We start from the raw sequence: 14,828 nt of genomic DNA, 5'->3' as shown, positions 1-14,828 counted from the left end.
ACAAATCCGCTTAGCACAATTAAAGGAATCGAAAGCCAAAAAATTAGATGTGGTTTGTTGGTTATTCTGCTCATTTTCAACTTGTGGCTAACGTGTTCGTGTATGGAAAGTTGCGTGTTTGAGGGCGAGGATTTTCCGAAGGAAAATCGGAAGCCGGCAAACGTGCAACAAACTTTGTGCCAGCTAAAACTAGCAATTTTTTATACACGGTGTTGGCAATAGTTATTTTTTTAGTCGGATTAAATTTAAAACTAATAAATTAAGTTTTGATTCAGTCGCTTTATTATTATGTTCAAATTTCCAAATAATACTGTCTTTCTTTTTTGATTCAATTCGGAAAGCAGAATATAATTTTCGTTTAAAATATAGATTGAGAACTTGGTTTCTTGAATCAAATTTCCATTTCCATTTTCCAATAAGTTTTGAATTTGACCAATTTTCTACATTTAAGTCCTCAACAAATAATTCTCCACTATTTTTAAAATTCAATTCCGTAATATTTCCGTTTTGATTTTGTTGAAGTTTGATATAAGTTTTATTTAATTTTTCATTCTCATTATTAAATTTCAGGATCCGAGTTAGAGTGATTTTATCCGATTCATAAAAATTCCGATTTTCATTATCCGCGAACCATTCCGTTTTTTTAAAATCAGATTTGGTCAAATCTTGGGCTTTCATTCCAATTGTGAAAGTCAGAATTATAATTAGAATCGTGTTTTTCATAATTATTGCCAACGTGTTCGTGTATGGAAAGTTGCGTGTTTGAGGGCGAGGATTTTCCGAAGGAAAATCGGAAGCCGGCAAACGGGCAACCAACTTTGTGCCAGCTAAAACTAGCAATTTTTTATACACGGTGTTGGCGTGTCGTTATTAATTTAATTTTATCAGTTCAGTTATTGAGTCCGATACTTTTATTTTTTCGCTATTGTCGGTTGAGATAAATGGAATTCTATAAACTATTCCAGTATTAAATTCCACCGTTAGTATTTCAAGTCCGCCGTTTGAGCCAATTGCATAATGTCCGCCGTGAAATTTTTCAACTTCATAACCTTTATTGAGCTCATCCATTTCGGACAAATCCCACAAGAGAAATTCCAAGTCAGATTCGATTCCGCTTACGCTTTTAAGATTCTGTGTTTTTATTTCTTGTTTTATTCTTTCTACCGTAATCATTTTTTTCTAATGCACGCCAACGTGTTCGTGTATGGAAAGTTGCGTGTTTGGGGGCGAGGATTTTCCGAAGGAAAATCGGAAGCCAGCAAACGAGCAACAAACTTTGTGCCAGCTAAAACTAGCAATTTTTTATACACGGTGTTGTGGTTAGTTATTTTTATCCGAGACATAAACTTCTTTTTCGAAATATTTTTTGTGATTGCTTACAGTTCCAATTGCCGAATCATTTCCTATGTTTTTAATTTCATATAGTTCCTCGACAATTTGTCCCTTAATATTTTGTTTGCCTTTTTTGTATCCATAAACTCCGAACCAAAAATCATTGTCTTTTATACCAAAAGTATCCAGTTTAGTTTCATTTTCAGAGTATTTGTTTTCAACGACAACATATATTAGTCTTTTGTAAACATTGAAATTAGAATAATAATTAAATCTCGCAATATTTTTGTCTAAATGAATTGTGTCTGGAATCTTTAATTCAAAAAATGAACTAGTGTCATATTTGATTTTTCCCTTTTGGTCAAAGTATATCGATTGATTTTTATGCAAACTATCTTTAACAATAATCCATTCAGTTTTTTCCTTTAGTACGCCGTTAGAACGGTAATAATTCCACCAACCATTTGGGAAATTGTTTTTTACTGTTCCTTTATCCTTAATTTCTCCATTTTCATAATAGTTAAATAGAGAATCGGAGATTTGTCCATTTACATAGTTGGTTTTAGATTTCAGTTCTCCGTTCTCATAATATTCTTCGTAAGTTCCGTTTTGAATGCTGTCTTTGTCAATTTGAACTTTCAGTTTGATATTTCCGTTTGGATAAAATTCCGTAATAAATTGTTCTTTTTTACAGGAAATTATTGTCAGAATTAATAAAATAAGAAAAAGGTTTTTCTTCATTTTCGGGGGTTTGTCATAATTAACCACAACTGGCTATATGTGGATAAATATACTCATTATTCATTAAATATTTCGGGATAATAGGGCTTTTTGTTCTCCTTTTTGGGATTCCAATAATTGCTCTAAAGCATGGTCTAGAGGACTTTTAATATTGATCAAATCCTTTCTTGCAACGTGCGTATATATCATCGTGGTTTCTGGTTTACTGTGCCCTAAAAGCTCTTGTATGTACCTGATGCCAACGCCATTTTCAAGTAGGTGGGTAGCATAACTATGTCTTAACGTGTGTGGTGTAACTACTGTTTTAATTTGGGCTTCTTGGCACGATTTCGCTAAAAACTTCCTAACACTGCTTGCTGAATATAGGCAGCCTTTTTTGCCTTCCACAAAATAAACCGATGGCCTGTAAGTCATCAAATAATTTTGAAGTAACGGTAAAAAACTGTCCGCCAACGTGGCATACCGATCCTTTCGTCCTTTCGCATTTTTAATTAAAATCTGCTTTCTGTGTATTAAAATGTTTTCTACGCGTAAATTCAGCAGTTCGCTTATCCGCAAGCCAGCCGAATAAAGTAATGCCAAAATCGCCCTATGCTTTAGGTTTTTGGTGCATCGCAACAGATTTATGGTTTCTTCTTGCGACAGTACCGACGGCAATATGGTCGATTTTTTTGGGCGAGCCAATTCCAAATCGTTAATTTGGGTGTCCGGACAAAACACAATAAATAATTTTAGGGCACTAATAAATTGGCGTTGGGTACTTATGGAATAGTTCCGTTTAATAAACACCGTTTCAATAAATAGTTCCACATCTCTATTGTTCAAAAAATGGATGGCTTTCTGGGTGTTGAAGTCAATAAATTCGGCCATAAAAAAGCAATACGTGTTTACGGTGCTTTCACCATAACGCTTGCCTTTTAAATATTTGAAAAAAGCATTGAGGAGATTTTTGTTGTCTTGGCTGAGTTGCCTTTGTCGTTTTTCGGGGAACGTTTTTGGTTTTAACGCTGGCTTGCTGAATACTAATGTAGCATCAACAAAAGCATGGCCTTTAAACACAGAAAAAATCAACTTTAAATGTTCTGGATTGTTCTTAATGTACCAACTTTTTAATGTTTTGCTCCATACGGCATTCGGCAACGTTCTTACCAATTTAATAAGCGCTTCATCATACTTAAACCCAATAAGTATCTGGTTGGAATCTTTATAGAATTGGGATTGTAATGTAACAGTAGGTAAAGCAGTCAATGTATTTGTATTTATAATCCTAAATATACAAATAAATATTCTTACAAATAAATTTTTTTAATTGTTTTTTTAACCTTAAACCCAGCAACCAGAACCCAGCACCCAGCACCTAACTAGAAGCAACCACACCCAACGTATACAATTGCTCCATAGTAGGCGATGCACTACCACCAGTAGGCTCTAGTGTAATTCCAAAGGCTTCACTTTGGTTTGGATTGTCTATTTCAAAAATCTTGTTATCGTCAGTAGCGAATTGATCAAGTGTGCCTAGACTTACTGGGGTTAACGGATTTAAGGTTAACGACCAAACTTGATACACCATGCCTTGTGGCGGATCTGGTAAACCGTCCACATCTAAAAAGATACGCTTGGCGTCGGTGTCCCAATACACTTTCGCATATGTAGAAGCAAAATTGCCTTGCCCAGCCAGAGGGACTTGGGTAATGTTTTCATCGCGCAACACCGAAATAAGGGTTTTGGCTTTATCTAAATTGGTTTTAGCAAATTCAATTTCAATTTCCAACTGCGACTTTTGGGTTTCAACAGTTTGAATGTTGGTTTTTAATTGGTTGTTTTGGGTAACGGTCCACAATAAACCTAGCCCCAAAATAATGGAAGCCGCCCAACCAATATACGTAATCCAGTTGTGTTTAGGTTTGGTCATGGAAATGACTTTAGCATCATCCGTTCCGTTAAAACCTAAGGTGCGTTTAATGATTTTTAATGATGTGTTGGTGTCGCTTTTTGAAACATTAGCGGTTAATTTAACAATAGCCGATTCAATGTCTAAAACCTCTTGTAGAATTTCGGGATGTTGTTGCATAAGGGCATACACTTCCTTATTTTCTGCTTCAGAAAGTGCACCAGCTACGTATAGCTCTAATATGCCGGATTCTATGTATGCTTTAATATCCATTTTTCAATACGATGGTTCTAAGTTCTTGAATACATTGCCTATTTCTTGTTTTCACGGTACCTATGGGCATATCTAGCGTTTCAGATACTTCACTTTGCGTATAGCCCTTAAAATACAAGAGTTCTATAACTTGTTTACACTTTTCGGCAAGTTTGGTGACAAACTTTTTAATACCTATGGCGTCGGTTGAATTATCTAAACTATCGCTAGTTTCGAGGATATCTACGAAAAAATCGGAATTGAGGTTTTGTTTTGAGTTCTTAAAGTTTTTTGAGCGTGTTTTATCAATAGCGGCATTTCTGGAAATGTTTAGTATCCAGGTGAAAAAACGACCTTTTTCCGAAGAATAACTGCTCGCATTGTGCCAAGCCTTTACAAACACATCTTGCATCACTTCTTCAGCAATATCGTTATCCCTAACAATGTTGTAAATAACGCCGTGCATACTTTTGCTATACATGTTGTATAGAGTTTCAAAAGCTTTTTCGTCTTTCTGCTTAAATCGTTCTACGAGGGCATCTAATGGCATCAAAAGTATTTAAGTTTCCGAAAGTAATAAATATAAAATAAAAAAGCTACTCGTTAAAGTAGCTTTTAATATTTATATAACAATGGTATGATTTTTTGAACCCAAGACCAAAGACCCAGAGCCCTGCACCCAAAACCCAGACGAAATCCATAAATGTCACTTCGAGTGATTTTCGAAGTATGAGAAAATTGTATCGAGAAGCTATTCAACTAAGTTCTCGATACAATTTTCTGAAAAAGAATTTCACTCAAACCGACAACTTGGAACCCAGTACCCAAGACCCAGTACCTAGAAACCAGCACCACCTACTCAATAATCCCCGCACAACTCACTCTGCCACCAGCATCACCAGTTGGTTGTGTTGTAAAGTCATCAACTCCTGCATGTACAATAACACCTTTGCCAATAATATTTTTGGTCTCATCATCACAGCCTATGCACCACTCATCGGTAGTAAACATAACCATACCGTTACCATTTTCATCAGCTGTAAAATTACCTATATCGCCTTTATGGTAACCCGTTTCGGCACCCCATTTACCGTGTGGTTGGTTCGTTGGATTCCAATGGCCACCAGCAGATGCACCGTCTGGCGCAGAGCAATCCGATTTTTCATGTATGTGGATGGCGTGCTCGCCCGGTGTTAAACCGGTAATCATAGCATGCAGGTTTACAGTTCCGTTTTCTTCTTTAAATATAATAGTTCCCGTAGCTTTACTGTCGCTTTTTGGGTTTAGTGTTATGTTCAATTCTTTAGTGATGGATGCTTCCATTTCGGTTTCAACGGTCTCAATGTCCATAGCTGGTTCTTGCTTTTTTTCATTCTTACAAGCTGCCAAACTCAAGGCGGTTAAGATTATGATGTAACGTAGTTTTTTCATTTTTTTAGTTTTTTAATATTTAGGTTAAAGTTAGTGCTTTATAAAGGCAATTACAAATTTTATATGCGAATGCGTTGCCATTTTAATGAATTGGGTTAATTAACTTCGTTCAGTTTTAGGGTTGAAATGAGTGCCGATAAGGATTTTTTTAATCAATCATGTTTCAAAATGGTAATGGGTTATATGACTTATATCATATTTTTTGGAAGCCATCCCTTATACTTTTGATGTTTATAAACTGTTTAAGGATGCCACAAAATTCATTGATCAATAAATACAATATTGCAGGACCTCGATACACCAGTTATCCAACGGTGCCGTATTGGAATGAGGAAACCTTTTCTTTGAAAAAATGGACATCGTCTTTAATAAAATCGTTTGATGAAAGTAATTATAAAGAAGGCATAAGCCTTTACATCCACCTGCCTTTTTGCGAAAGCTTATGTACATTTTGTGGTTGTAATAAGCGCATTACCAAGCAACATAGTGTTGAGGATATTTATTTAAATGCGGTTTTAAAAGAATGGAATTTATACTTAGATTTATTTAACGAAAAACCCATTATTAAGGAAATGCACCTTGGCGGTGGCACGCCCACATTTTTTAGTCCAGATAATTTAAAGCGCTTGGTTGAAGGCATTTTAAAGACCTCAAGACGAGCCGATAATCACGAATTTAGTTTTGAAGGACACCCTAATAATACCACACGAGCCCATTTAGAAGCACTTTATAGTGTGGGTTTTAGACGTGTAAGCTATGGTGTGCAGGATTACAATGAAAAAGTACAAAAAGCAATACATAGAATACAGCCTTTTGAGAATGTAAAACGAGTAACAGAAACTGCTAGGGAAATAGGCTATACATCGGTTGGGCACGATATTATTTTTGGTTTGCCGTTTCAAGCATTGGAAAACATAGAACGAACTATTTTAAACACCAAGGCATTGCTTCCAGATAGATTGGCATTTTATAGCTACGCCCATGTACCATGGATTAAAGGCAACGGACAACGCGGATTTAATGATGATGATTTACCAACGCCCGAGATTAAAAGAAAACAGTACGAATTAGGCAAAAAACTGTTAGCCGAAGTGGGTTATACCGAAATTGGGATGGACCACTTTGCTTTATCTACAGATTCCTTATACCATTCGATGGTAGAAGGGCAATTGCATAGAAATTTTATGGGCTATACAGCATCAAAAACCCAAGCCATGATTGGTTTGGGGGTGTCTGCCATAAGTGATAGTTTATATGCGTTTTCGCAAAACGAAAAAAGTCTTGAAGCTTATTACCGTTTACTGAAAGAAAATAGGTTACCGGTACAAAGGGGGCATATTTTAAATGAAGAAGATTTAATAATTAGAAAGCACATTCTTAATTTAATGTGCCGTTTTAAAACGTCTTGGGCGGAAAATTCTTTTTATTTTAAAGAACTTCCCGACGTCATTTCCCGTTTGAAGGAAATGGAACTAGATGGGCTAATCCATATTGGCGTAAACAGTATAGAGGTTACTGTAAAAGGCCGGCCCTTTGTTAGGAACATTTGTATGGCTTTCGATTTGTTGTTGCAACGAAAACAACCAGATACGAACTTGTTTTCTATGACGGTTTGATTACTGATAATGATTTGTCATGCTGTCCCGATAGCTATCGGGATCGTTTCAGTATCTCAAAATTAATGAGTGACACTAGTTAAATGATTGAATGTCAACAATAAAATTGAGATTGTTTTATTGTAAATTTGAGAATCTAAACAATAAATATTTACTTATGAAAAAAATCATCGTCCCCTTAGATTTTTCTGAACATTCAGAATTTGCTCTTAAAGCAGCAGCTAAGCTTGCTAAAAAGTTTAAAGCTGAAATTTTAGCTTTGCACATGTTGGAAATGGCAGATGTCATGCTAACATCTTCTGAAGGTTTCATAGATGAAAAAACCATTTTCTTTTATAGATTGGCAGAACAACGATTTGAAGACTTTCTTAAAAAAGACTATTTAAAAGATATTAAGGTTACACCCATTATTAAACATTTTAAGGTATTTAGTGAAGTTAACGAGATCGTTAGAAATCATGATGCCGATATTATAATTATGGGTTCACACGGCACAAGCGGCGTTATGGATTTATTTGTAGGCTCCAATACAGAGCGCGTGGTGAGGCATGCAGATGTACCAGTTTTGGTGATAAAAAATGACATGAAGCATCTAAACTTTAAATCGGCCATTTTTGCTAGCGATTTTTCAGAAGAAACCATACGGCCTTATTTAAATGCTGTTAAAATGATGCAAAAACTGGACTGTAAATTGCATATGGTTCATGTAAACTTGCCTAATAACAGTTTTAAAACATCTACTGAAATAGAGAAAATGGTAGTCAATTTTTTAACTAAAGCCGATAGAAATCTAGATAAAATGAGCGATGTGTATTATGTGTGCGATTATACGGTTGAAGAAGGGATTTTGAATTTTTCCGACAAGATTGGAGCCGATTTAATTTTAATACCAACCCACGGCAGAAAAGGATTGGCAAGCTTTTTTGAAGGCAGTATTGGCGAAGATATTGCCAACCATGCCGATGTACCGGTTATGACATTTAAGATTTAAATTAACCTTTGGTTAGTTTAGCTTGGGAAAAAGAGCTTTGTAGCAATGCAATAGCTCTTTTTTATTCTACAGGAGGTGCCAGTACATTAAATAATGTTGCCTTGGTTTTAAAAAAGTCATATTCCAGTTCAATGGCTTTTAGTTTTGCATTTATAAGATTTGATTCCCTGGAATTTACTAAGAATAGCGAACTTTCACCTAAAAAGAATTTACGTTCTTCGGCATTCAACATGATGTTATAATCTGCTACAATAGTATTGGTATAATTGTTTTGTATGATATAAGAATCCAATTCTTGGGTTATGGCATCTATTTTATTCTTTAATGTGATTTTTGTTGCCATGATTTCAAATTCCGTATCCATAAGTTTAAGTTTGGCCAATTTTAAATCGGCACGTTCCTTTCTTAAAAACAAAGGAAAACTAATATTCAATCCGCTTTTGTATGCCGATGTGCTAAACGACTGCATCACTTCTGGTGTTTGGGATAAAAAGTTGTACTGCAAGTCTATTTTAGGAAGTAAATTGTTTAATTGTAAGCGTTTTTCCAACGTTAAGCTTTGAAATTTATAATCCAACGATTGCAGCTTCGGGTGGTTTTCCAAATCTAAATCTTCCAGGTTTAGCAACGACATATTCAGTGTCTCATCAATAGTTTCAAGAGTATTGATGTCTGGAGTAATGTGCTCTTTGATTTCAATGGGTGTATTATCATCAAGCCATAAATAATTGGATAATTCCAAAGAAGCTTTTATGTATTTAATATTCGATTTTTCAAGATTTAATTTTCTATCGTTCAAGGCAATACGTGCTTCCAACGTATCAATGGCAGGCATTTCGCCCACTTCATAATTCTTTTTAATGCCATTAAATCGCATGTCCGCATTTTCAAGAAAATCTTCATAAACACGCTTTTCATTATAGGTTTTAAGCCAATTAAAGTAGGTTAAAGTGGCTTCGTATAAAATGTTGTTTACTAATAATTGCCTATCTGCTTTGGCTTGGTTGACAAACAATTTGCCTTGTTTTAACATGGTCATCCGCTCGTTTGCTAAAAAGCCTCTAGCGAGGGAAACAGACACACCGGCGCTATACAAACCACCTTCAGGAACGGTAGCTTCTCGGCTTAAATAAACGCCTTCATTTTCTTCAAAATTGCCTTTTAGCTCAACACCATACCAAGTAGGTATCTTGAATGCGGCATTCAACTTATCGTAATATTCAGTGTCATCAAACTTTTTCCTATCATAATCCGCTTCCAGTTTGGGGTCGAATGCGCCACGGGCCTTCATTAATTTGGCTTCACTTTCATTTATGATTAAGTTCGCCTGTTTTACTATGGGATGAAAAGATTTTACATAGCCTAAGTATTCCGACAGGCTAATTATACTGTCGCTTTGGGCAGATGTAAAAAGACTCGTGAAAAAACATATAATTACTAAAAAAACCCTCATTAGTTATCTTTTTTTGAAGCGGTTTCAGTACTGCCTTGTGGTTGGTAATAGTTGGGTGGGAAACTATTTATTTGTCGCCATAACTCAAACCAAATAGGAACGTCTTCTAAAAGCGCAATGGTGTATGCGCCAGAGCCTACACGTATGGCTTCTGGCCATTTATAATCGACTTCATCTGGTGCCAATAACACCCTGTATTTCCCATTGGCACTAATAAAGTTTTCTATGGCAACTATTTTAGCGCCATAAGTACCGTAGCTGGCATTGGGCCAGCCGCTAAAAACAATAGCAGGCCAACCATCAAATTGAACACGGACTTTTTCACCTATGTGCAGCAGGGGTAAATCGATAGGCCTAACATACGTTTCTACCGCTAAATCATATTGTTGTGGCATGATGCCTACCAAGGCTTCACCTTCTTTAAAGGTAACGCCTATGCCACCTGTTAATGCTTTGTTTATATAGCCGCTTTGTGGAGCTGTCACGTACAATAAACTATTTCGCTTTACATAATTTGTATACTCATTCTCTAATTTGGTCACTTGGGCTTCAGCATCAAATCCACTGGACTGCGCCGTAAACATATCGCTTTGCGATTTGGAAATTTTGTCGGCATATTCGGCGTTGATTCTGGATAATTCAATTTGGGCATTAATAACCTCGTTTTTGCTTGCCAAGTATTTGTTTTCTTGCGATATGAGCTTGGCTTGGGTTTCTTGAAGTTTCAAACGCATGTCTTCTACATCCTTCACGGCTTTTAGTCCTTCGTCCTGTAATGTTTGGGTTCGGTTAAATTGGCGTTCTGCGATAGTAATATTGGTTTTTGCGGCTTCCAAATCTATACTGTCGCTTTTCACCTTTAAGTGGGCTTGCAACAACTTGTTCTGTGTTTGTTGGTACTTTAATTTTTGTTCATTTAACAAGGCGGCAATTTGCCTATTTAATGCGCCAACTTTACCTTGGTAAGCATCAACGGATGATGATTTAGCTACAATTTGGTCACTGGTTCTTTCTACTAATTTATCATCAAAATACTCACTCTTTATTTCAGAGATTCTTAATATGGTATCGCCTTGTTTTACAAAATCCCCTTCATTAACAAACCACTCTTCAATACGGCCAGGTATTTGTGACTGTATGGTTTGCGGACGCTGATTTGGTTTTAAGGTCGTTACTTGCCCTTGTCCGGTAATATTTTGAGTCCATGGTAAAAAAAGCACGATAAATACAATAATCGCCATAGCAAGCAAGAATTTGTTGAATTGTTTATAATAAGGCTTGTTAAATATATGATGGGTAGACTTATATTTATTTAAATCTACATATTGGTTTACTGTATTGTGAGAGATGTTAAGCATGGTCTATGTTTTTAATTTCACCCTTTTCCAATTGAATTATTTGAGAAGATTTAGATTTCCAACTGTCGTTGCCACTGACAACGATGAGCGCCCAAGGTCTATCGGGATGGGTTAAGTAATCTATAATAGCGTTGGTTTCTGTTGGATTAAACCTATCAAGGGCATCTTCTAAAATGATAACTTTCGGATTTTTTAAAATGGCCCTTGCCAAAACAATCTTTTTAGAAACCGTGTGCGACATCTGTTTACCATCTGGATTTAAAATGGTCTGTAATCCCTTGGATTGTTCCTTTATAAACTCCATGAGTCCCACTTTGTTTAAAACATCAAAAATGGTGTCATCACTTATATTAGGATTTCCAAAGGTTAAATTATCTTTAATGGAGCCGTCAAAAGGAGATTCTTCTGTTAACGATAAGCCTAAATGTGCTCGATAATGATTTAAATTTAAACTATTTACGGATAAATTGTTAATGTAAATATGGCCAGCCGTAGGCTCTATAATACCAGCAATAAGGCGTAATAAAGTAGATTTGCCAGCGCCACTTTCACCAAGGATTAAAATTCTGCTTTTCGAATTTATTTTAAGTGATATATTGTACATAACAGGACTATCCCTATCTGGAACTCTATAGGAAACCTCGTTTAATTCTATGGTAATATCGCCGTTAAAAACAGGTTTTTCACCTTCTTGATTTTCGATGTCCTTATCAACTATTTCTCCTAATTTTTCAAGGGATGTTAACACATCGTAGAAAGATTCTAATCCAAGTATCAACTTTTCTACTGAAGCAATAACCAATAAAATAATGATTTCGGCAGCTACAAATTGCCCAATGTTCATTTGTTGATTCAGTACCAAAGCACCCCCAATGAGTAATAAACTTGCCGTAACAATCACTTTAAAACTCACCATTTGTATAAACTGCATCATTAAAACCTTAAAATGGCTTTCTCGGGATTCTAGATATTTTGATACCAAATAATCGTTTTTCCCTAATGCTAAGCTTGTATTCCCCGACAGTTTGAAACTGGTAATGCTTCGGGCAATTTCCTGGATCCAATGGGCCACTTTGTATTTGTTTTTAGATTCTACCAAACTGGTTTCTAGACCTCTCTTGGCGGTAAATTTAAAAACGATGAATATAAGAACTAGTAATAAGACTCCGAATATGATGAAAAATGGATGGTAAAAGGACAACAATAGTAGTGCAAAAAGAATTTGCAGAAGCGCCGTTGGTACATCAATAAGTATTTTAGACAATCCTTTTTGGATAGCTAAGGTATCGAAGAACCGGTTTGCTAATTCAGGAGGATAATAGTTACGCAATTCTGAAGTTTTAATTTTAGGAAAGCGATAACTTAACTCAAAGGAAGACCTTGTAAAAATACGTTGTTGTATGGTTTCAATAATGCGTAATTGCATAAGTTGTAATGCCCCAGAAAAGGCGACTCCCAATGTCACCAAAATCACTAGAACCACCCACGATGTTGATATTTGTGCCCCTTGTATTAAGTTAATTATGGTCTGGATGCCCAACGGAAGCGATAAGGCTACGATACCCGAGAAAACGGCATAATAGAATATTTGTCGTATATCCCTTTTTTCTAGTTGCATGAGACCTATTAATCGTTGCCAAGGTGTTATTGTTGGTTGCTCCATACTTATAATTTTAAGGTATTTATGGTGAGATTTATATAGAATTCTGAAGGTGTTATAGTGTCGTTACAATTAGTAATGGACTTAAAATGATCCTTCAGAAAATGTTGATGCAAACTGCCCTCAAGAATGGTGCTTGCTAAAGAAGCGGAGAACGGATAAGCAGGTTGTGTGTTTTGAATAATGTCACTTAAACGTTTAACAATGCGTTTGTAAATAACAAAATAACCATCCTTGTTTTCTTGGTCCACTTCCTTGGTTAAGAAAGATTTTGAGTTTTCGTTTATAATGATGTTACTAAGAGCAACTTCATTGATGTGCCTATAGCTATGGTCTGTTTTTATTGTTTTACAAACAATATCAATAGCTTTTAATAATTTTTCTTTATTGTTGGAAATGCTATGTGTTTCAAAAACCAATTGGTATTCTATCCAGCCCCAATACCAAGACGATAAATATAAAAGTAATTTGTGTTTACTTTCAAAATAACGATAAATGGAGCTTTCGTTAGAGCCTATTTTTTCTCCCAATTTTTTAAAAGTGAAGGCATCAAAACCAATATCGTCAATTAAAAGAATGCTATTTTCAATAATACGTTTCCCTAATTCGGACGACTCAGGGTCCTTAAGAAATATATTCCCCGGAACTGATATTCTTAAATTAGATAGTAATGTTTGCACAATATTTTAATTTAATTGCAAATATAATAGTATTACTATTAATATAGGGAATAAAGCTATCATATTTATCAATCCATGATAATTAAAAACTATTGTTTGAAAGTATAAGATTGAAATTATTAGTTTTTAAAAGAATATTAATGGCAATCCATACTAGTGGATACAACTTCTTGTATTGGGGCAGGAGAGAGGTAAGGAATGCCCATCCCTAAACCCCGAAGAATGAATAAAAGCCCAATAATAACAACAAATACAGGAATGGCTTTCTGAATTTTTTGTCGCATAGTTCCCTTTAAAAAATGGCTAAAATAAATTGCTGTCGTCATTAACGGAATGGTGCCCAAGCCAAAAAGGGCCATATACAAACTACCACTTAAAGCATTACCACTGGCAATGGCGGCAAACACAGCCATATATACCAATCCGCAGGGTAAAAAGCCATTTAGAAATCCAATTGTTAAAAAGGTTTCTGGGGTTTTCTTTTTTAATGCCGAACCTAAAGCCGACTTAATTTTCGAAATGATTTTGAAGATGGGCTTAGAGGCATTGTATTTGCTGAAAGTTTGATAGGGAATTAGCACAACAGCAATCATTAGCAACCCAATAATAACGGATAGTTGTTGTTGAAAACCAAAAAGATAGAGGCTTTTCCCGATAAGTCCAAACGCCAATCCAATCATGCTGTAAGCCAACAGCCTTCCTAAATGGTAAAGGGTAATTTGTGATATTTTTATGAAGGTATTTGTTCGGTTTAAAGGCAGCATAAAAGCAATAGGCCCACACATACCCACGCAGTGAAAGCTTCCTAATAATCCGAATACAAATGCCGAAATGAGCATATTAATAATGTATGGTTTCTTTGTATAAATAGGATTGGCCGTTGTATTGCCAATCCACTTTAATGTTCCAGCGACCATCTACCAAACGTTTGTCAGGTATGAGCAAATAATGATTAGATAATGAAATAACCGTATCAAAATCTAATTGTTTGTTAGATGGTCTATATAGGAACACATGTCCAGTAATCTTACTTAAATCTATATTTTTAGGAAACACAAGAAGCAAGCCTTCAGTGGTTCGTTTATAACTAATATTTTCATTCAAATTTTTGGCATTGTGTAGTTTATCAATATCCTCTTGGTATTTTAGTTCTTCCGCATAATAATCTTCAGTTACCAAGTCGTGGTCAAACTTATCATCCACATTTATGGTTATGATGAAATACATGATAAAGCCTATAAACCCTATAAAAGCCAATACAATCCCTGTTCCCCAATTTATTTTCATAATCTTGTCATTCCTGTGAAGGCAGGAATCTATTTTTAGTTAATAATTATATTTTTTATGATAATCATTTCCCAATAATTATCTGGATAAGGTTGCGTTTTACATAGTGTTTTTATTTGTTCTCGATACATTTTGC

At 35.4% G+C, this 14,828-nt stretch carries 15 protein-coding genes; 2 read left to right on the top strand and 13 right to left on the bottom strand.

All coding sequences use genetic code 11. From position 1 onward, the window contains the following. Window positions 1-222: 222 nt before the first annotated feature. The 7 genes from CDH49_RS07630 to CDH49_RS07595 form a co-directional block, all read right to left on the bottom strand. A complete protein-coding gene (locus CDH49_RS07630; RefSeq protein WP_157805282.1) occupies window positions 223-840 on the bottom strand; it encodes a hypothetical protein in 618 nt (205 codons plus the stop codon). Between the two features lie 30 nt (window positions 841-870). Next, entirely contained in the window at window positions 871-1,173 is a 303-nt protein-coding gene (locus CDH49_RS07625) for a hypothetical protein (protein ID WP_100614892.1), read from the bottom strand. Between the two features lie 147 nt (window positions 1,174-1,320). Continuing rightward, complete coding sequence (locus tag CDH49_RS07615) at window positions 1,321-2,073, bottom strand: toxin-antitoxin system YwqK family antitoxin (protein ID WP_100614890.1); 753 nt, start codon at window positions 2,071-2,073, stop codon at window positions 1,321-1,323. A 63-nt stretch (window positions 2,074-2,136) separates the two neighbouring features. Continuing rightward, entirely contained in the window at window positions 2,137-3,321 is a 1,185-nt protein-coding gene (locus CDH49_RS07610; protein WP_100614889.1) for a tyrosine-type recombinase/integrase, read from the bottom strand. Between the two features lie 109 nt (window positions 3,322-3,430). Continuing rightward, a complete protein-coding gene (locus CDH49_RS07605) occupies window positions 3,431-4,237 on the bottom strand; it encodes an anti-sigma factor (protein ID WP_100614888.1) in 807 nt (268 codons plus the stop codon). Further along, the gene (locus CDH49_RS07600) at window positions 4,227-4,766 is read right to left on the bottom strand and encodes an RNA polymerase sigma factor (RefSeq protein WP_100614887.1); all 540 of its coding nucleotides are present in this window, start codon (window positions 4,764-4,766) and stop codon (window positions 4,227-4,229) included. The genes CDH49_RS07605 and CDH49_RS07600 overlap by 11 nt, the downstream gene beginning before the upstream one ends. Window positions 4,767-5,071: 305 nt before the next feature. Then, window positions 5,072-5,647 carry a superoxide dismutase family protein gene (locus CDH49_RS07595; protein WP_100614886.1) on the bottom strand — a complete coding sequence of 192 codons (576 nt, stop codon included), beginning with the start codon at window positions 5,645-5,647 and terminating at the stop codon, window positions 5,072-5,074. Between the two features lie 248 nt (window positions 5,648-5,895). Between CDH49_RS07595 and hemN the strand changes: the two genes are divergently transcribed. Then, entirely contained in the window at window positions 5,896-7,263 is a 1,368-nt protein-coding gene (hemN, locus tag CDH49_RS07590; protein WP_239970613.1) for an oxygen-independent coproporphyrinogen III oxidase, read from the top strand. Window positions 7,264-7,420: 157 nt separating this feature from the next. Then, on the top strand, window positions 7,421-8,254 hold the full coding sequence (locus CDH49_RS07585; protein WP_100614885.1) for a universal stress protein: 834 nt from the start codon (window positions 7,421-7,423) through the stop codon (window positions 8,252-8,254). 61 nt (window positions 8,255-8,315) lie between these two features. Here the strand turns inward: CDH49_RS07585 and CDH49_RS07580 are convergent, their stop codons facing one another. The 6 genes from CDH49_RS07580 to CDH49_RS07555 form a co-directional block, all read right to left on the bottom strand. After that, window positions 8,316-9,707 carry a TolC family protein gene (locus CDH49_RS07580; RefSeq protein WP_100614884.1) on the bottom strand — a complete coding sequence of 464 codons (1,392 nt, stop codon included), beginning with the start codon at window positions 9,705-9,707 and terminating at the stop codon, window positions 8,316-8,318. Further along, complete coding sequence (locus tag CDH49_RS07575; RefSeq protein ID WP_100614883.1) at window positions 9,707-11,065, bottom strand: HlyD family secretion protein; 1,359 nt, start codon at window positions 11,063-11,065, stop codon at window positions 9,707-9,709. Before CDH49_RS07575 ends, CDH49_RS07580 begins: the two co-directional genes overlap by 1 nt. After that, the gene (locus tag CDH49_RS07570; RefSeq protein ID WP_100614882.1) at window positions 11,058-12,728 is read right to left on the bottom strand and encodes a peptidase domain-containing ABC transporter; all 1,671 of its coding nucleotides are present in this window, start codon (window positions 12,726-12,728) and stop codon (window positions 11,058-11,060) included. Before CDH49_RS07570 ends, CDH49_RS07575 begins: the two co-directional genes overlap by 8 nt. 2 nt (window positions 12,729-12,730) lie before the next feature. Beyond that, window positions 12,731-13,405 carry a TetR/AcrR family transcriptional regulator gene (locus CDH49_RS07565; RefSeq protein WP_100614881.1) on the bottom strand — a complete coding sequence of 225 codons (675 nt, stop codon included), beginning with the start codon at window positions 13,403-13,405 and terminating at the stop codon, window positions 12,731-12,733. A gap of 137 nt (window positions 13,406-13,542) precedes the next feature. Further along, window positions 13,543-14,244, bottom strand: a complete 702-nt coding sequence (locus tag CDH49_RS07560) for a sulfite exporter TauE/SafE family protein (RefSeq protein ID WP_100614880.1) — start codon at window positions 14,242-14,244, stop codon at window positions 13,543-13,545. Between the two features lies 1 nt (window position 14,245). Then, complete coding sequence (locus tag CDH49_RS07555; protein WP_100614879.1) at window positions 14,246-14,692, bottom strand: FixH family protein; 447 nt, start codon at window positions 14,690-14,692, stop codon at window positions 14,246-14,248. Window positions 14,693-14,828 lie beyond the last annotated feature (136 nt).

The sequence above is a fragment of the Confluentibacter citreus genome (genome assembly GCF_002807055.1).
In the GTDB taxonomy this organism is placed as follows: Bacteria; Bacteroidota; Bacteroidia; order Flavobacteriales; family Flavobacteriaceae; genus Confluentibacter; species Confluentibacter citreus.
Note: the sequence above shows the minus strand (reverse complement) of the source record. Positions and strands in the feature narration are given on the sequence as shown.